The organism is Wolbachia endosymbiont (group A) of Trypoxylon clavicerum, from assembly GCF_947251665.1.
Lineage (GTDB): Bacteria > Pseudomonadota > Alphaproteobacteria > Rickettsiales > Anaplasmataceae > Wolbachia > Wolbachia pipientis.
The window spans coordinates 726925-743523 of record NZ_OX366374.1 but is presented as its reverse complement, the minus strand read 5'-3'; the positions used below and the strand labels follow the sequence as shown (position 1 = coordinate 743523).

Annotated in this window: 18 protein-coding genes and 4 pseudogenes; 14 read left to right on the top strand and 8 right to left on the bottom strand. The window is 35.4% G+C overall.

The annotated features are described in order from the left end of the window. The first annotated feature begins 115 nt into the window (after positions 1-115). Together OPR60_RS03830 and tsaB are read left to right on the top strand one after the other, a co-directional pair. A complete protein-coding gene (locus OPR60_RS03830; RefSeq protein ID WP_265040061.1) occupies positions 116-1246 on the top strand; it encodes a dicarboxylate/amino acid:cation symporter in 1131 nt (376 codons plus the stop codon). Then, a complete protein-coding gene (tsaB, locus tag OPR60_RS03825) occupies positions 1246-1830 on the top strand; it encodes a tRNA (adenosine(37)-N6)-threonylcarbamoyltransferase complex dimerization subunit type 1 TsaB (protein ID WP_065094943.1) in 585 nt (194 codons plus the stop codon). Before OPR60_RS03830 ends, tsaB begins: the two co-directional genes overlap by 1 nt. 1 nt (position 1831) lies before the next feature. Here the strand turns inward: tsaB and OPR60_RS03820 are convergent, their stop codons facing one another. Then, positions 1832-2449 carry a DEAD/DEAH box helicase family protein gene (locus tag OPR60_RS03820; RefSeq protein ID WP_065094942.1) on the bottom strand — a complete coding sequence of 206 codons (618 nt, stop codon included), beginning with the start codon at positions 2447-2449 and terminating at the stop codon, positions 1832-1834. Between the two features lie 280 nt (positions 2450-2729). Between OPR60_RS03820 and OPR60_RS03815 the strand changes: the two genes are divergently transcribed. From OPR60_RS03815 to OPR60_RS03790, 6 genes and pseudogenes are all read left to right on the top strand, one after another. Further along, on the top strand, positions 2730-3440 hold the full coding sequence (locus OPR60_RS03815; RefSeq protein WP_065094941.1) for a class II aldolase/adducin family protein: 711 nt from the start codon (positions 2730-2732) through the stop codon (positions 3438-3440). Between the two features lie 294 nt (positions 3441-3734). After that, positions 3735-3830: pseudogene (locus OPR60_RS03810) on the top strand (IS110 family transposase); the annotation flags it as partial. 67 nt (positions 3831-3897) lie between these two features. After that, the gene (locus OPR60_RS03805) at positions 3898-4050 is read left to right on the top strand and encodes a transposase (RefSeq protein ID WP_264703868.1); all 153 of its coding nucleotides are present in this window, start codon (positions 3898-3900) and stop codon (positions 4048-4050) included. A gap of 26 nt (positions 4051-4076) precedes the next feature. Beyond that, complete coding sequence (locus tag OPR60_RS03800; protein WP_265040033.1) at positions 4077-4829, top strand: IS5 family transposase; 753 nt, start codon at positions 4077-4079, stop codon at positions 4827-4829. Next, positions 4817-5551, top strand: a complete 735-nt coding sequence (locus OPR60_RS03795; RefSeq protein ID WP_265040032.1) for a hypothetical protein — start codon at positions 4817-4819, stop codon at positions 5549-5551. The genes OPR60_RS03800 and OPR60_RS03795 overlap by 13 nt, the downstream gene beginning before the upstream one ends. A gap of 26 nt (positions 5552-5577) precedes the next feature. Next, the gene (locus OPR60_RS03790; protein WP_265039632.1) at positions 5578-6330 is read left to right on the top strand and encodes an IS5 family transposase; all 753 of its coding nucleotides are present in this window, start codon (positions 5578-5580) and stop codon (positions 6328-6330) included. A gap of 407 nt (positions 6331-6737) precedes the next feature. On the opposite strand, the gene OPR60_RS03785 is transcribed toward OPR60_RS03790, so the two are convergent. Then, the gene (locus OPR60_RS03785; RefSeq protein ID WP_265040060.1) at positions 6738-7787 is read right to left on the bottom strand and encodes a class I SAM-dependent methyltransferase; all 1050 of its coding nucleotides are present in this window, start codon (positions 7785-7787) and stop codon (positions 6738-6740) included. A gap of 101 nt (positions 7788-7888) precedes the next feature. Here OPR60_RS03785 and OPR60_RS03780 point away from each other — a divergent pair, with 101 nt between their 5' ends. Beyond that, on the top strand, positions 7889-8260 hold the full coding sequence (locus OPR60_RS03780) for a hypothetical protein (RefSeq protein ID WP_406829701.1): 372 nt from the start codon (positions 7889-7891) through the stop codon (positions 8258-8260). Continuing rightward, a complete protein-coding gene (locus OPR60_RS03775) occupies positions 8261-8545 on the top strand; it encodes a DUF2610 domain-containing protein (RefSeq protein WP_064125056.1) in 285 nt (94 codons plus the stop codon). Positions 8546-8654: 109 nt separating this feature from the next. Here the strand turns inward: OPR60_RS03775 and OPR60_RS03770 are convergent, their stop codons facing one another. After that, positions 8655-9407 carry an IS5 family transposase gene (locus tag OPR60_RS03770; protein ID WP_265039632.1) on the bottom strand — a complete coding sequence of 251 codons (753 nt, stop codon included), beginning with the start codon at positions 9405-9407 and terminating at the stop codon, positions 8655-8657. Between the two features lie 138 nt (positions 9408-9545). Between OPR60_RS03770 and OPR60_RS07025 the strand changes: the two are divergent. After that, positions 9546-9641: pseudogene (locus tag OPR60_RS07025) on the top strand (WPE palindromic element domain-containing protein); the annotation flags it as partial. A gap of 55 nt (positions 9642-9696) precedes the next feature. Here OPR60_RS07025 and dapD read toward each other — a convergent pair. Continuing rightward, positions 9697-10527 carry a 2,3,4,5-tetrahydropyridine-2,6-dicarboxylate N-succinyltransferase gene (gene dapD / locus OPR60_RS03765; RefSeq protein WP_265040058.1) on the bottom strand — a complete coding sequence of 277 codons (831 nt, stop codon included), beginning with the start codon at positions 10525-10527 and terminating at the stop codon, positions 9697-9699. Between the two features lie 77 nt (positions 10528-10604). On the opposite strand from dapD, the pseudogene OPR60_RS03760 reads away from it, so the two are divergent. The 3 genes and pseudogenes from OPR60_RS03760 to rpe all read left to right on the top strand — a co-directional run. Then, positions 10605-10700: pseudogene (locus tag OPR60_RS03760) on the top strand (zinc-ribbon domain-containing protein); the annotation flags it as partial. Positions 10701-10727: 27 nt separating this feature from the next. Next, complete coding sequence (locus OPR60_RS03755; RefSeq protein WP_265040356.1) at positions 10728-11033, top strand: hypothetical protein; 306 nt, start codon at positions 10728-10730, stop codon at positions 11031-11033. Between the two features lie 111 nt (positions 11034-11144). After that, positions 11145-11825 carry a ribulose-phosphate 3-epimerase gene (gene rpe / locus OPR60_RS03750; protein WP_065095429.1) on the top strand — a complete coding sequence of 227 codons (681 nt, stop codon included), beginning with the start codon at positions 11145-11147 and terminating at the stop codon, positions 11823-11825. Between the two features lie 143 nt (positions 11826-11968). Here rpe and tnpC read toward each other — a convergent pair. The 4 genes and pseudogenes from tnpC to OPR60_RS03730 all read right to left on the bottom strand — a co-directional run bounded on the left by tnpC (position 11969) and on the right by OPR60_RS03730 (position 16589). After that, positions 11969-13360 (bottom strand): annotated as a pseudogene (gene tnpC / locus OPR60_RS03745) (IS66 family transposase). Beyond that, entirely contained in the window at positions 13348-14100 is a 753-nt protein-coding gene (locus tag OPR60_RS03740) for an IS5 family transposase (RefSeq protein WP_265039632.1), read from the bottom strand. Before OPR60_RS03740 ends, tnpC begins: the two are co-directional and overlap by 13 nt. A gap of 207 nt (positions 14101-14307) precedes the next feature. Continuing rightward, complete coding sequence (ribD, locus tag OPR60_RS03735; protein ID WP_265040057.1) at positions 14308-15390, bottom strand: bifunctional diaminohydroxyphosphoribosylaminopyrimidine deaminase/5-amino-6-(5-phosphoribosylamino)uracil reductase RibD; 1083 nt, start codon at positions 15388-15390, stop codon at positions 14308-14310. Next, positions 15390-16589 carry a deoxyguanosinetriphosphate triphosphohydrolase gene (locus OPR60_RS03730; RefSeq protein ID WP_065095416.1) on the bottom strand — a complete coding sequence of 400 codons (1200 nt, stop codon included), beginning with the start codon at positions 16587-16589 and terminating at the stop codon, positions 15390-15392. The genes ribD and OPR60_RS03730 overlap by 1 nt, the downstream gene beginning before the upstream one ends. Positions 16590-16599 lie beyond the last annotated feature (10 nt).

The following is a 16599-nucleotide window of genomic DNA, read 5'->3' as shown; positions in this document are numbered from 1 at the left end:
CATTCCAGTGTCAGCTACTTTCATTACACCATTTGCTGTGCAGTTTAGACAGTTTTGCTTTACTTAACAACTAACTTACCATATATATGTCCATAGGACATTGGTATATAAGAACGTGCTACAACTATTAATCTTACTCACGGTCATCACTTCAGTTGCATTCTTTGGTCATTTAGTTCCAATGGAAGCAAAAACCTTCTTGTACTCAACGAGCCTGAGTATAAAAGAGGTTTTGCTATTTATAATGCCTTTTATTATTTTTGCGTTAATCTTTAGCAGTGTTAACAATCTTAAGCAGTCAGCTATAAAGTTCATATTGTTACTTATTATAATGATCTTCTTGTCAAATCTGGCTTCAAGTTTAATAGCTTATTCTGTTGGGCATTTTATCATACAAAACACTCATTCAATACAAGATATAACGTATGAAGAAACAATTGTTCCCTCATGGTCGTTTAGGCTGCCTGCATTGCTTTCTAATTTTTATGCCCTTGCCTGTGGATTTGTGTCCAGCATAGTAGTGTCCACACTGCTACCCAAGAAAAGCAAAGAGCTTTCGAACAAAATGTTAGATTTAACTCTCTTTATTTTGAAGACGTTTTTGACGCCGATTATTCCAATATTTGTACTTGGGCTTGCTTTAAAAATGCAGCATGATCAAGTTTTATCTATAATATTTAAGGATTACTCAATAATTTTCATTATTATAGCATCTGCAACCTACCTTTATGTTTTCCTCTTATATGGAGCAGCAAATTCATTCAAGATCACAAGCTGGATAGCTAGTATAGGCAATATGATACCGGCATTTATTACTGCGATAAGCACAATGTCTAGTAATGCAACTATGCCTCTTAGTCTTGAAGGAAGCAAAAAAAATGTAAAGCAACCTGACATAGCATCGTCTGTTGTGCCAATAACTGCTAGCTTTCATTTAGTAGGTGATTGCTTTTTTATCATAATATTATCAATGATAATTGCCTCCGGTTATTCATTGTGCACAACAGACTATGTAACTTTCCTTCTCTATTTTTTGTTATTTAAGTTTGCTATCGTTGCAGTGCCGGCAGGAGGAATTATGGTAATGCTACCTATTCTTGAGAAATACCTCAAATTTTCTCCAGAAATGCTTTCGTTAATCACAGCATTGTATATAGTGTTTGATCCAATAATCACTTCAGCAAATGTTATGGGTAATGGTGCCTTTACTATGATATTTTCAAAACTCTATGATAAGCTTAAGTAATGTCTATTTTAGCGATTGATACTGTAGGTATTGGTAGTTCAATAGCAATAGTTGATTATGATGGTAACTGTTTTGTAGAGCGCAATTTCACCAGCAATCGTCATGCAGAATCATTTTTTCAAATACTAAGTACTTTGTTTGATAAGCACAACTATAATTATGATAAAATAGATCATTTGGCGGTAGTAGTTGGACCAGGAAGTTTCACTGGAATTAGAGTTGGTATATCAGCTGCACAAGGTATAAATCTTGCTACAAATAAGCCGTTATACGGAGTTAGTGCGCTGGAAGTTCAAGCCTACGCAATATCTTTGCTTTGTGCAAATAGCAAAAAAAATATCAGAGCTATAATCAAAAATGCTCAAGGGTTTTATACGCAGTTATTTGATTTCAATTTATTGCCGCTATCTGGTCCAACTGCAGTACGTGACCCTGGTCACGCTACAAGCAGTACACATATGGATTGCAATTTAAATGCTAGCCATGCAGGACTATTAGTTCATTATAGACTGAAGAACAAGCAAAAATTAAAAGAAGTTGAAGCTCTATATTTAAATGAGCCTCAGTATATGAAATCATTATAAACTATTCTTTTGCGTACATGCTAATTTGGCTAAGCTTGTGCATCTGGTTTACTATCTCTTGAGCTACTTCTTTTATACTCATATCTGAATTTTCTATCTCTATAGCACTCGGTGGTGTAAATAAATTGTTAATCCTACATTGCTCTATCATGCTATTTACATTAATCACCTTCCTATTTTTTCTTTGCCTTTTTAATGCAATACGCTTTTGTAATGTCGGTAGATCACACCTAAGTACCACAGGAAGGATTTCTGTGTTCATTTTTTTACTAAGCCTTACTATTGAATCATACATCCTCATGTTCTGATCATTATTTTCCATCAACTCATCAATAAATATGTAATTTTTTGAGTGAATCGGATAATTTTCTATTACCTGAAGCATAATTTGCATAATGCCATATATTCTATCTTGAACTTCTTTAGGTATTTGATCACGTTCAAAGACACCATCGTATATAGAGCAAGCTTGAACATTGTTATAGAACTTACTATTTACAATTAATGCGTTTATCATATTAGATAATTCTATTGCTGTGGAAAGTTTACCACTTCCCGAAAGACCAGAGAGAGATATGAAAAATCCTGCTGGCTGTTTTTTTGTGTTAATATTTACCATATTATTTTCAATCTTGAAACTTACATTTATAATAACATAAAAATGAAGCTTTAAAACATATGAAATATTATATAGAAAATTATTTTTGTAGTTAAGATATTATGTAATTTAAAAACATAAATTCTGTATATAAACTCTATAATAACGATAACTATTTTTAAGCAAGCTACAACACAAAAGTGTTTGGTATTCAGAAAGCAAGACAGAGTGGCATAGACTTATTAGTTTACTACAAGTCTCTTTTCGCGTATAAACCTTCAGAAGATTCTAACAGAGGATTGTGTTGTTAACAAAGAGCAGAGTAAAAAGGGATCTAGTCTATGCCTATCAGATTTTGTCCTACCTTAAGTTCGATGATCATACATATACTCACCTTTCAGTGCGTTCTGAAGATCAAAAGTCGTTTTATATTTATCCGTTTGGTATGCGTTTTGATGAAGTAGATGAACGTTCGTTAATGAAAGTATCATTTGATGGAGATGTAGTTGAAGGCAAAGAATATCAATATAATAGAACTGGCTATATAATTCATGGTTTTGTTTATCAAGCAAGGAAAGATATTCAAGCAATTTTTCACTTGCATACACCTTCTATTGTAGCGGTTTCTTCTCTCAAAGATGGGCTGCTTCCTATAAGTCAATGGGCACTGCACTTTTACAATAAAATCTCTTACCATAATTATAATTCCCTAGCACTTAGCGATACAGAAGGAAAGAGGTTAATAGCTGATCTGAAAGAAAATTTTGTCATGTTAATGCGTAATCATGGATCTATAACGTGTGGTCGGACTATACAAGAAGCAATGTTTTACACGTATCATTTAGAACAAGCGTGCAAAACTCAATGTTTAACGTTAGCAATGAATAAGGAGTTATCAATTCCAAGTGAAGAAATTTGCTCAAAAGCTGTAAAGGATCTCCTATCTTTTGAAAGCAATCTTGGTGAGAGGGATTGGCACGCATGGGTTAGACTAATTAAAAGTAAGTTGTAAGAGACTTTCGCACTACTATCTGTCATCCAAGTAGCGCCTTCTCCCGTCATCCAAGTAGCTGACACTGGTTCCTTTATGACGGTTGTAAGTTGGAAATGTGATATAAAAGAAGCAAGAAGGAAGATAACTCTATAAAAATGTGATTATCGCAGGCTTGAGCGACCGTAAGACGGTAGTATTATAACATACGTAGATATCAAGGTCTATTCTTCGAGACGTTTGAATAGTTGCTTGGGACATATATATGCACCCGTTTACAATCTTAAATTTTAACTTAAACTCTCGAGGTTTTTTATGGTTACATCTTATCAAAATTTTATTGGCATTGATATCGGAAAACTTGAATTTGTTACTGCAGTTAATGAACAAAAAGGTGTCATCAAATTTGACCTTACCCAGAAAAAGTAGAGAGAAAGTTAAGACGTTTTTGGAGTAAAATAAAACGTTTTTTCAAAATATGACAAATAGAAGAGAATATACAGCAGAATTCAAATTAGAAGCTGTTAAGCTGGTTAAAGAAACAGGTCAAGCAAGTACAAAAATAGCAAAAGATCTAGGCTCTGTGGACAAAAAATATGAAAAGAGAGAAAAAGATGGTAGTTTAGCCTAATAGGTAAAAAATGGAGAAACTACCATATGCAATATTACATCAAAGAGGAAAATTGGAAACAAATTTTAGAGTTCATAAAAAGCGTAAAAGGAATGCACAGCAAAGATGAAAAACGTTTAAGAATATTCATAGAGGCAGTGTGGTACATAGTGCGAAGTGGTTGCCAATGGAGACTTTTATCAAAAACTTATGGTAATTACAGGAGTATACATAAGCGATTTAAAAGATGGTGTGAAAGAGATGTCTGGAAAAAATTGCTTGAATATACTAAACAAGAGCCTGATTTAGAAGTTGCTATAATCGACGGTACGATCATCCGAGCCCATCCATGTTCATCTGGATATACAAAAAACTCCAAGGATCAAGAAGCTTTAGGGAGGAGCAAAGGTGGCTTTACAACTAAAATACATGCGCTTGTCTATGCACTTGGAAATCCACTTAAATTTACTCTGACTCCTGGTCAAAGAAATGAAATTACGCAGGCACAAGTGTTGACCGAAAGTATCTATAACTCTACTGTAGTAGCTGACAAGGGCTACGATAGCAATGCCTTTGTTACAAGTCTTGAAGACAAGGGATGTACAGTAGTTATTCCGCCAAAACGGAATCGAAAAGTGCAAAGGTATTACGATGAGCATATCTACAAAGAACGTCATTTGATTGAGTGTTTTTTTGGTAAAATTAAAAATTTTAGGCGCATTTTTTCCAGATTTGATAAAACTGCTGAGGTTTTTATTGGTTTTCTCAATTTTATTGGAGCTCTTGTATGGCTTCTCTAAAATTTTGTCCACAGAGCCTAGAAAGAGTACAGGAGTTTGTCAATGCTAACTTGGTACAAGAACCAATTTATGAAAATTTAAGGGAAGAAGAATCACTATATGCTACAGCTAATAAAAGCACCATCTCCTTAAAAGAAGAAATGAAAGGAATTAGGCTTCTTCTGAATGAAGATGGTGTTAGATCAAAAAAAGCGATACATAATGTTCAAGATGCTTTTAAAAAACAAGTAATGGAAGCAATCAAAAAGCAAGGCTATAGTGTGAGTAGTGAGGAAAGAGAAAGTGGGATTACTGTTGAAGGAAGTAAACCAATAGACGTTCAGCAGATAATACAAGATAATTTTAGTCAATTCACAAAGTTACATGATAAGGCGCTTAATGATAACAAAAACGAAAATCTTAGGAAAAAAGAGCCCATATATCAGAACACTGAAGAGTTATTATCATCACTTCCTCAAAAAAGGAAATCAAGTGATGGTATGGTTGCTGATGGTGAGAATAAAAAACAAGATATTAAGGACATGTCGTCATCCGAAACACAAGCAAACCCAACACGCTCAAAACGTCATGCAATGATGCTTGACCCTCAGCAAATAGAATCTATATACCAGAATGCTGAAGAGTTATCACCAGGTAAAAAATACGCACATATTCAAATCGTTTCCTTAGGCTCTGTGGACAAAAAATATGAAAAGAGAGAAAAAGATGGTAGTTTAGCCTAATAGGTAAAAAATGGAGAAACTACCATATGCAATATTACATCAAAGAGGAAAATTGGAAACAAATTTTAGAGTTCATAAAAAGCGTAAAAGGAATGCACAGCAAAGATGAAAAACGTTTAAGAATATTCATAGAGGCAGTGTGGTACATAGTGCGAAGTGGTTGCCAATGGAGACTTTTACCAAAAACTTATGGTAATTACAGGAGTATACATAAGCGATTTAAAAGATGGTGTGAAAGAGATGTCTGGAAAAAATTGCTTGAATATACTAAACAAGAGCCTGATTTAGAAGTTGCTATAATCGACGGTACGATCATCCGAGCCCATCCATGTTCATCTGGATATACAAAAAACTCCAAGGATCAAGAAGCTTTAGGGAGGAGCAAAGGTGGCTTTACAACTAAAATACATGCGCTTGTCGATGCACTTGGAAATCCACTTAAATTTACTCTGACTCCTGGTCAAAGAAATGAAATTACGCAGGCACAAGTGTTGACCGAAAGTATCTATAACTCTACTGTAGTAGCTGACAAGGGCTACGATAGCAATGCCTTTGTTACAAGTCTTGAAGACAAGGGATGTACAGTAGTTATTCCGCCAAAACGGAATCGAAAAGTGCAAAGGTATTACGATGAGCATATCTACAAAGAACGTCATTTGATTGAGTGTTTTTTTGGTAAAATTAAAAATTTTAGGCGCATTTTTTCCAGATTTGATAAAACTGCTGAGGTTTTTATTGGTTTTCTCAATTTTGTTGGAGCTCTTGTATGGCTTCTCTAAAATTTTGTCCACAGAGCCTAGAGATACCGCGAATGAATTGCGGTATGACGTAGGACTGCTGTTATTCCAGTGTCTGGGCACTGCCGTCTTGGATGGAAAGGCTGGATCCAAGTAGTCAGCTACTCGTATGACATCTTTGTGTTTGAGGCAAAACCAGCTATAACATTTCTTCGCAAACAAATGTTCGTACAGTTGTGGGTCGTGCACAACTCTATTCCTATAATGAGTAGCTCCCTCCTATCTCATTTATATCATATTTTTAACTTACCCAATAACATAAATTACTTTAGCTATGCTATAGTTAAAGTGGCTTAGGTTTACTTACAATTTGAAAAACAACAAATTCGTCATTCCGCTACTCGTTAGCGCTGCGGCGGTATGATGTAGGGAAACCTTTCTTGGGTTAGCTATATCAATAGCATTGCTTTAAAAAGAGTGCCCATATTTTCAGTCAACCTTAAGAATTCACTAAAGATCCTATTCTTTTGTTCATCACTTGCGTTTTTCATTAAAGCCTGGGTTCTTTCTTTTATGCCAAAAAGATATAAAAATTCTCTTTGAGTTAAAATCTCGCAATCTACGTGTTTTAATGAATCTTTTAATGCTTGAAAGTTCACAAGTGCGGTAATATCACTATTACCAACATTCTCAAGAAAATTAGCATACTTATGTTGTTTTATCGATTGCAAAGTGCTCTTATATGCGGGGTATACATAACCGTAATCTACAATCAAAGCAGCTCCTTTATTATTATATATCTTCTTCTCAAGTTTTTTTAATATTTCAACCCCAACTGAACATATTTCCACCACTGCACCATTAAAAAATTTTCCATTTGTCATCTGAGTAGCTGACACTGGAATCCATGATTCTTTTTTTCTGGATTCCAGTGTCACGCACTGGCATGACACCAAGAGACTGCCATCATCTTGTTTTGTCACCATATTTTCATACCACCCCTCATTATGATATACAAACTGATCTATCGGAAGAGCGTCAAAGAACTCATTTGCTAAAAAAATGGTTGGTTGTTCTGGTAGGTCGTCAATATTTTTGTGCCAATTAACATCTAAGCCTTTTAATTTTTCCTTTTGTATCTTCCGTAAAGTAGGGCTTATTTCAACTAAGTGGATCAACATTGAATTAAAAAAGCTGCTGTATTTTTTAGTGACTCTTATTATATCGTGAATGAGTGTTCCTTTGCCTGGCCCAAGTTCAACTAGAGAAAATTTTGATGGCTTTCCTAATTTTTCCCATGTATGCATTATCCAAACTGCAATTACTTCACCAAATAATTGGCTGATCTCAGGTGCGGTAGTAAAATCACCATCCTTACCAAGCGGTAATTTACTTGTATAATAGCCGTATTTTTCATGGTACAAAACGGCATTCATGAAATCACTGATGGATATTGATCCTTGACTTTTGTCAATTAATTCGTGTATATAAGTGAGCATGTTATTAATAAATGTTTAACTATAGCGTGCCATAATATAAAATAGTAGAGTATTTATATATATAGTATAAACTTAAGTTTGTGAGTAATAGTGCTTCAGTTATGGACGACAAAAACACCGATTATGTTGCCCTTATACCTCAAGATGATAGTATTGAATACAAATTTGAAGAAGCTGTCAATTTTATAGAAAACAAGGTTATAAATGCTGATAGGCTAACTTTAGCGGAAGTGTTTCAAGTGCTAGTTCAAATGCTAGATGGTGATCTAGCATTGGTAAAAAAAGTACTAGCATATGCTAATATTATGGCAAAGCATGGAATGAAGGTAGCAAAAGAGTCGCAATTAAGCAGAGCTGATGTTCGCCGAGCTTTGGAAGGTAGAGAAAGTGTTATCAATAGACAAGATTTTATAAAGAAACCGCCTCTTCCACCTGCTATAAAATCGACCAAAAAGAAAAGTAGAGGTCTTTAAATGGCCGAATCTATAAAAAAATTTACTGTACAATGTGACTTCAAAGGACAAAGTTCACCTTTTGCAATATACATAGGAAATCCAAAAAGTGATGCTCATCCAATTCATCATCAAGATTCCTGGCTTGTAAAAGAACGTGGAGGGAATATTCCTAATAAAGTAAAAGAAAGTCTACAAAAATTATATAAACTATCTCAAGAAAATGGAGTCTCTTTCTCAGAGTTATGCGCGTATGCCATTACTGTGGTTAGTAATAATGATAAAAAAAGCGATAGCAAAAAATAGCAAACTGCTCTCTTATCATCCAATATCTTCTTCCTGTCTTTCCTATACCTTCTCTCTTGTCATCCCAGTGCTTGACACTGGGATCCAGCTAGGCTCTGTGGACAAAATTTTAGAGAAGCCATACAAGAGCTCCAACAAAATTGAGAAAACCAATAAAAACCTCAGCAGTTTTATCAAATCTGGAAAAAATGCGCCTAAAATTTTTAATTTTACCAAAAAAACACTCAATCAAATGACGTTCTTTGTAGATATGCTCATCGTAATACCTTTGCACTTTTCGATTCCGTTTTGGCGGAATAACTACTGTACATCCCTTGTCTTCAAGACTTGTAACAAAGGCATTGCTATCGTAGCCCTTGTCAGCTACTACAGTAGAGTTATAGATACTTTCGGTCAACACTTGTGCCTGCGTAATTTCATTTCTTTGACCAGGAGTCAGAGTAAATTTAAGTGGATTTCCAAGTGCATCGACAAGCGCATGTATTTTAGTTGTAAAGCCACCTTTGCTCCTCCCTAAAGCTTCTTGATCCTTGGAGTTTTTTGTATATCCAGATGAACATGGATGGGCTCGGATGATCGTACCGTCGATTATAGCAACTTCTAAATCAGGCTCTTGTTTAGTATATTCAAGCAATTTTTTCCAGACATCTCTTTCACACCATCTTTTAAATCGCTTATGTATACTCCTGTAATTACCATAAGTTTTTGGTAAAAGTCTCCATTGGCAACCACTTCGCACTATGTACCACACTGCCTCTATGAATATTCTTAAACGTTTTTCATCTTTGCTGTGCATTCCTTTTACGCTTTTTATGAACTCTAAAATTTGTTTCCAATTTTCCTCTTTGATGTAATATTGCATATGGTAGTTTCTCCATTTTTTACCTATTAGGCTAAACTACCATCTTTTTCTCTCTTTTCATATTTTTTGTCCACAGAGCCTAGGTTGGTGAATATAAAAGTAGCTAATCTCATTTATATTAAAACACTACGTTTTTGATGGGGTTGCGTGAAAAACTGGATTCCAGTGTCAAGCACTGGAATGACACCACCTGCCACACAAATTGCCTACAAATTACAATGTTCGTACAGTAAGTACTGAAATGACATCATTTACTATGTAATATTGTGTCATATTACAGATATATAGTTTAATCCCTCAATATTTCATTTATAGAGATTTTCGATCTCGTCTTTTCATCCACTTTTTTTACTATGACTGCACAATAGGTTGAAATATTATTTTTAGATGGAATAGACCCTGATATCACTACAGAATAAGGCGGTACTTCGCCATAAAATACCTTGCTAGTTCCTCTATCAATAATCTTTGTTGATGCCCCAATAAACACACCCATGCCAAGGACTGATCCTTCTCTCACTACCACACCCTCGGCTACCTCGCTACGTGCTCCAATAAAGCAATTATCTTCTATAATGACAGGTGAAGCTTGAATAGGCTCAAGGACTCCACCTATTCCCACTCCACCGGAAATATGACAGTTTTTTCCTATTTGCGCATAGCTACCAATCGTTGACCAGGTATCTATCATTGTTCCTGAATCAACATATGCACCAACGTTGATAAAACTTGGCATTAGAACAACATTTGTACCTATATAAGCAGATCGGCGAACAAAACACCCAGGAACTGCTCTAATTTTTAACCGGCGAAATTTCTCCTCATTCCATTCACTAAACTTGTTACCGATCTTATCAAACCAGCAATTAGTATTATCTATTATTTTATTTTCTTCGGTGAGAAAATGTAATAATATTGCCTGCTTTATCCACTTATGTACTACCCATTCTCCACTTGATAGCTTTTCTGCTACTCTAATTTTGCCACTATCAAGGAGCTCAATTACCTCTTTAATTGCTATTCTTGCTGTTTTCTTTAGATTACAGTCATTAAATTTTTCTCTATTTTTCCAAATATCTTCTATCTCACTCTGTGCTTTTTTTAGTTGCAAATCTTCCATTTGTTATATATATATATTGATATTAAATTTGTAGCTCTGTATCATTTAAGCTTGTTACTACTTTATATGTAAGTGTTATGAAAATACAATGTAATAGTTGTACTAAAACTTACTTAGTATCCCCCGAGCAAATTGGCGCATCTGGAAGAAAGGTAAAGTGTACGAACTGCAATCACATGTGGCATGAATATCTAGAAGAAGTGTCAAACAAATCGCACTCTGCTAATATACAGGAAAAAAAAGTTAGCGGAAGGAATTTTTTACAAAATCTAGCATTTACCACTCTAGCTTTTGCAACAGCTACAGGATTATGCGTCGTAATTGCTAATGGCATCTTTCCTAGAGAGATGAACAAAGCATACAAAACGATCAGTTCATATAAGGATTCAATAAGCTATAAATTAGGGTACAAAAAAGAACAAACAGAAAGTCCAAATGTAAAAGAACTTGCTGTAAATAAGTTTTATCAAGACTACCTTTTTTTATCTAATTTAAGATCTAGTTAAATAGGCATAAGCCGTCGCCGGTATCGGTATTCAGTTTCTCTAGCTACTCAGATGGTGCTTAGGGTGACAGAGTTTTAAAAATAAGTTATTTTTTAGCAAAAAAGGCAGCTCATGAGTATTAAAATTGCACCTTCTATACTTTCAGCAGATTTTGCAAAATTAGGGGAAGAAGTAAGAAAAATTAGCGATTTAGGTGTGGATTACATACACATAGACGTTATGGATGGGAATTTCGTTCCAAATATTACAATTGGTCCTAGCGTTGTCTCTGCAATACGTAAATATAGCAATCTTCCTTTTGATGTGCATTTAATGGTCAAATCTCCTGGTAACCACATTGAAAGCTTTATAAATGCTGGTGCTGATATTATCACTGTACATGCAGAAGCAGAGACACACCTTGAGAGGTTGATAAGAAAGATAAAGTCATACAAAAATGTAAACGACGAAAAAAAACCGATTCAAGTTGGAGTTTCAATTGTTCCTTCAACTTCTCCAAGTGTGCTTGAATACATAATACATGAGCTAGATATTGTGCTGATTATGACAGTCAACCCTGGCTTTGGAGGACAGGAATTCATTCATTCACAGTTGAACAAGATATCTACTATAAAAAAAATGATACAAGAGCGTAACCTTAAAACACAAATTTCAGTAGATGGTGGAATTAACTTTTTTAACGCAGCTGATATAATAAAAGCAGGTGCAGATATTTTAGTTGCGGGATCGGCGATATTCAAGGCTGAAGATATTAAGAAGGCCGTAAACGATCTTAAAAATCCATCGTTGTGACCCTATATAGCTAAAGTGGCTTAGGTTTACCTACAATTTGAAAAACAACAAATTCGTCATTCCGCTACTCGTTAGCGGAATCTATGCTGAGATACCGCGGCGGTATGACGTAGAAAAACCTTTCTTGGGTTGTATCCGTTCAGCTAAGCGGTGTGAGAGATGATAGATAAGAGGTTTTGGAAAGGATTGAGACCCATTTGTTTCCATGTTAGTTAAGTATAATGAAATTATCCGTTCAAGTTCCCCGCTTCGATTGGGTAAAATATGAATTTTTGCGATAAACGACATAATGCCGTATCTGCTGTTCAGCATGGTTGTTTGTCAGCGGAATGTTTTCTGGGTCATCTAAAAAATTCCACATCATTCTTTCAGATTTCAAAATATTTTTCGCAACTCGAGAAGCTCCAATTGCTTCAGGTAAGTAGGATATCTCCTTCAAGTAATACCTTGTACGTTTTCGCAATTTCCTGGCACGTCTGGTAAATCTAAAAACATAGTTGATCTATCTCATTTTTCAGTAGAGCTTTTTTTAGCGCAAACAACTCAATGGTAACATTTCTCAAATAACAACCGAGAACTTTAACTTCAATGTTCCAACTATGCGCTAACCTTTCAAAGTCTCGTATCAAATGAGCCCAGCAGATTTGCCTGTTTTTATCGGCAAAGTAGTTGTATGCTGCGTACCTGTCGTAAGCTATTGCGATTGCAGAACTTACTATTTTGTAAAACCTTCATTCCTCTTGACTCTGTCAATTTTATAAAACTTGCTGTATTACTGGCAAACATCCAGCACCAACCAAGTTTACTTTTGTTATAATGGCTCGTTTCATCGATATGCAGAACTTCACTTTTACTTACTTCTTGCTCGATTTGCTCATATGCTTCTTGGCATTTTTCTGCAACTCTAGCCTCGCTATTTGACACGCTACCAACACTGATGTCCAGGTTGAAAATATTTTTTATAATATTTGCTACTTCTCTTTTCGAGTTCTTGTAAAATCCGCTCAGCGCCGCGATTGTTGACTTAACTTTTGGACCAAATGTATCCGCAGTAACACCTTCTGGTAGCCTGCTACTTTTTCTTTTTCCACACTTGCAACAGCGGCCATTGGTATTCCACAACATAAGCTGGCAAATCAACTTTTTGATGAATGTATGGCTCTTTCGATATCGCAATTTCTCCTCCGCACTCGCAAGAACTCTATTTTCACCACTTCATCTGCTTCCATTTTAGGGCGATACTTTCCTTCATGCCCAATCTGTGCCCCTATTTTCCTGTCACTTTTTTTCTTTTTCTTCTTTAGCTTGTATAACTCTTTTGAGCTCGTTATCGATGAATTTTGTGAATTCAGACCTAGTCTTTCTTTCAATTCAGCATTTTCGATTCTTAGCGCCTTATTCTCAGATCTAAAATTTTCGTTTTCTATCTCTAACCTCTTTATCTCTGCTTTTAGTTGCTCTATCTCTATTTTAAAGCTTCCACAGAGCTTGAGAAGACTAGCTAGGCTCTGTGGACAAAATTTTAGAGAAGCCATACAAGAGCTCCAACAAAATTGAGAAAACCAATAAAAACCTCAGCAGTTTTATCAAATCTGGAAAAAATGCGCCTAAAATTTTTAATTTTACCAAAAAAACACTCAATCAAATGACGTTCTTTGTAGATATGCTCATCGTAATACCTTTGCACTTTTCGATTCCGTTTTGGCGGAATAACTACTGTACATCCCTTGTCTTCAAGACTTGTAACAAAGGCATTGCTATCGTAGCCCTTGTCAGCTACTACAGTAGAGTTATAGATACTTTCGGTCAACACTTGTGCCTGCGTAATTTCATTTCTTTGACCAGGAGTCAGAGTAAATTTAAGTGGATTTCCAAGTGCATCGACAAGCGCATGTATTTTAGTTGTAAAGCCACCTTTGCTCCTCCCTAAAGCTTCTTGATCCTTGGAGTTTTTTGTATATCCAGATGAACATGGATGGGCTCGGATGATCGTACCGTCGATTATAGCAACTTCTAAATCAGGCTCTTGTTTAGTATATTCAAGCAATTTTTTCCAGACATCTCTTTCACACCATCTTTTAAATCGCTTATGTATACTCCTGTAATTACCATAAGTTTTTGGTAAAAGTCTCCATTGGCAACCACTTCGCACTATGTACCACACTGCCTCTATGAATATTCTTAAACGTTTTTCATCTTTGCTGTGCATTCCTTTTACGCTTTTTATGAACTCTAAAATTTGTTTCCAATTTTCCTCTTTGATGTAATATTGCATATGGTAGTTTCTCCATTTTTTACCTATTAGGCTAAACTACCATCTTTTTCTCTCTTTTCATATTTTTTGTCCACAGAGCCTAGTAGATCAGACATATTTACCACACATACTACTTGTGATATTATGTTTTTAGCACTCCTTGTCTACTTTTTATTTTACCGCTCCGCTGAACGGATACCTTTTTTTTACTGTTTGAGTATGTAAGGATTATGACGACCTATCCCAAACCTCAACTATATCCTCACTAAACTCTATTATCTTTGTTTTTTTAAACTGATAACAGTTGTTAATGAATTGAATCCCTAAATCTCCTACAAAAGGAGTGGCATCATTGCCTAAAATTTTACCACTGCGGCATATTATCAACCTGTCGATTAAATTACACTTTAATAGTTCTGTGATTAACACTCCTCCACCTTCAACTAATAACCTTGTTATACCGATTTCTGAAACAAGTTTTAATGCCATGTCCTTTAGGCAGGCTTTGCCTGCATCGTTTGAATTGACTTTCAAGTAGTTAATATTTTTTATTTTTTCTTTTACTTCTTTATTCGTTATCACCCAAGTTGTTACTTTATCTGCAGTCTTTGCAATGTTATGCTCTTCCTTTAATCTCCCTTGGCTATCTATAATTAGCCTTATTGGCGATCTACTTCCGAGTCCTGGTAATCTGCAAGTTAAGAGTGGATCATCATTAATAAGAGTATTGCTGCCAATCATAATTGCATCATATTTCGTTCTGAGCTCATGCACCCAGTTTCTCGTATTTTCACTTGTTATCCATTTGCTATCGCCTGTAAATGTTGCGATTTTTCCGTCAAGAGTTGTTGCGACTTTGCAAGCTATAAATGGTCTATGTAATTCTTTAGTGGTGAAAAAACCGACATTCAGTTCTTCTGCTTCTTTTTGCATAATACCTTGCTCAACTTCAATTCCTGCTTCTTTCAGAGCTTTAATGCCTCCACCTGAAACTCTACTATCTGGGTCAATAGTTGCAATTACTACTCTTTTTATGCCAGTTTTTATGATTTTTGCAGTGCAAGGCCCCGTGACTCCGTGATGACAACATGGCTCAAGAGTGATATATATAGTTGCGCCATGAGTTGAATCTTTAGCGTTTTGCAAAGCGACTACCTCCGCATGCGGACGCCCACTAATCCCTGTATATCCCTCACTAACAATTGTACCATCTTTTACAATAACACACCCGACAGCAGGATTTGGTGCAACATTTCCAAGATTTTTTTCTGCAAGCCTTAATGCAATTGACATGAAATGATCATCAGTCATTAGAAAGAAGTCATTTCGTATGAGGTATCAAAAATTCTTCTGTGCTCGTGTATAGCAAATCTATCTGTCATACCTGAGATATAGTCACATATTATTACTGAACGCTGAGATTCACAAGCGAGTTTGCTCCACTCTGTGGGAAGTAATCCTGGGTTTTCATAAAAACATTGAAAGAGTTCCTGTATTATGCGTTTTGCTTTGTTCATCGTTCTACTCAGTTTATAGCTTCTGTATATTTTCTCCATGTTGAATCTTTTCATTTCTTTTGTAGCATTCGCAACTTCTGGTGAAAATGTGACTAGCATTTTATTTAGACTTCTTACGTCTTTTACGCTTTTTATTTTGTGATCTTCAATATTTCTTTCAGTCTGAGAAACAACATCACTTATCATAGTTCCTATAGTTCCACTCAGTGATTCATGTATGAGTTTGCTCTGAGGCAATTCTGAATATCTGCTCCTTATGTCTTTAAACATTTTTTCAATTAAAGGAACATTCAGCAAATCTTCGATGGTTACTAAATTCGCCCTGAGTGCATCATCAAGATCGTGAACACTGTAAGCAATATCATCGGCAATTGAAGCAACTTGCGCTTCAATGCTTGAAAATTCTTCAAGTTTTAGATCATATTTTTTGTTGTATTCTAATAACAGCTGATTACTTGTAGAAGACTCCGCGTTTTGACCAAGCAAGGGACCGTTATGTTTTGCAACTCCTTCAATCACCTCCCAACTTAGATTCATACCATCAAAATCAGCATGTTTTTGTTCAAGATAAGTTAAAATCCTTATAGCTTGAACATTATGATCAAACTCATACTTCTCATTATCAAGATTCAAATCTTGAACTGATTTCTTTAGAGCATCTTCACCTGCATGACCAAATGGAGGATGACCAAGATCATGTGCGAGCGCTATGCATTCAGTGATATCCTCATTTAAGCCAAGTCTACGCGCAATGGACCTTGCAATTTGTGCAACTTCAAGGCTATGAGTAAGCCGAGTGCGATAGTAGTCGTGCTCATAATTGATAAAAACTTGTGTTTTGTACTCCAACTTTCTAAACGCATTAGAGTGAATGATACGGTCCCTATCACGCTGAAAGCAGCTGCGATTCTCATCTTCTGGCTCTTTGAAGTATCTCCCTTTTGTTTTGCTTGGAAAACATGCATAATTTAATAGAAAATTATTGTTTGACATGTAAAATTTC

Coding starts and splice junctions, on each gene's coding strand:
- OPR60_RS03820 (WP_065094942.1), bottom strand. CDS start 2,449: ATGGTAAATATTAACACAAAAAAACAGCCAGCAGGATTTTTCATATCT.
- OPR60_RS03800 (WP_265040033.1), top strand. CDS start 4,077: ATGCAATATTACATCAAAGAGGAAAATTGGAAACAAATTTTAGAGTTC.
- OPR60_RS03770 (WP_265039632.1), bottom strand. CDS start 9,407: ATGCAATATTACATCAAAGAGGAAAATTGGAAACAAATTTTAGAGTTC.
- OPR60_RS03775 (WP_064125056.1), top strand. CDS start 8,261: ATGGCCGAATCTATAAAAAAATTTACTGTACAATGTGACTTCAAAGGA.
- OPR60_RS03795 (WP_265040032.1), top strand. CDS start 4,817: ATGGCTTCTCTAAAATTTTGTCCACAGAGCCTAGAAAGAGTACAGGAG.
- tsaB (WP_065094943.1), top strand. CDS start 1,246: ATGTCTATTTTAGCGATTGATACTGTAGGTATTGGTAGTTCAATAGCA.
- OPR60_RS03730 (WP_065095416.1), bottom strand. CDS start 16,589: ATGTCAAACAATAATTTTCTATTAAATTATGCATGTTTTCCAAGCAAA.
- OPR60_RS03780 (WP_406829701.1), top strand. CDS start 7,889: ATGGACGACAAAAACACCGATTATGTTGCCCTTATACCTCAAGATGAT.
- OPR60_RS03740 (WP_265039632.1), bottom strand. CDS start 14,100: ATGCAATATTACATCAAAGAGGAAAATTGGAAACAAATTTTAGAGTTC.
- rpe (WP_065095429.1), top strand. CDS start 11,145: ATGAGTATTAAAATTGCACCTTCTATACTTTCAGCAGATTTTGCAAAA.
- ribD (WP_265040057.1), bottom strand. CDS start 15,390: ATGACTGATGATCATTTCATGTCAATTGCATTAAGGCTTGCAGAAAAA.
- dapD (WP_265040058.1), bottom strand. CDS start 10,527: ATGGAAGATTTGCAACTAAAAAAAGCACAGAGTGAGATAGAAGATATT.
- OPR60_RS03785 (WP_265040060.1), bottom strand. CDS start 7,787: ATGCTCACTTATATACACGAATTAATTGACAAAAGTCAAGGATCAATA.
- OPR60_RS03805 (WP_264703868.1), top strand. CDS start 3,898: ATGACAAATAGAAGAGAATATACAGCAGAATTCAAATTAGAAGCTGTT.
- OPR60_RS03790 (WP_265039632.1), top strand. CDS start 5,578: ATGCAATATTACATCAAAGAGGAAAATTGGAAACAAATTTTAGAGTTC.